This window comes from Thalassobellus sediminis (assembly GCF_044386045.1).
Taxonomy (GTDB): domain Bacteria; phylum Bacteroidota; class Bacteroidia; order Flavobacteriales; family Flavobacteriaceae; genus Thalassobellus; species Thalassobellus sediminis.
The window spans coordinates 1-247 of the sequence record NZ_JBISCD010000033.1; the positions used below are offsets into that span (position 1 = coordinate 1).

A 247-nucleotide genomic window follows, 5' to 3' on the forward strand; every position below is an offset into this window, starting at 1 on the left:
GCTTTAGATACAGCCTTTGCTAATTGGATTGCTGGTTTTAGTGTAACTGGTGGTTGTGATCCGCAAGCTACAGATATTAGTGCACTTACTGCTCCTGCTTTATGTGAGGGTGGTAATACGAGTGTAACTTATAATGTAACGAACTTATGTGAGTCTGGGCAAGATACAGCTACATTTACGGTAACTCCTGCTGATGCCTTAACAATTAGTGATGTTCAAGATCTTACTGTGAATGCTTGTGACTTTG

At 40.5% G+C, this 247-nt stretch carries 1 protein-coding gene; it reads left to right on the plus strand.

What is annotated here, in order from left to right; genetic code table 11:
• Positions 1-247: hypothetical protein (locus tag ACH5TW_RS00400; protein WP_439334496.1), on the plus strand; the 247-nt coding region annotated here is incomplete at both ends.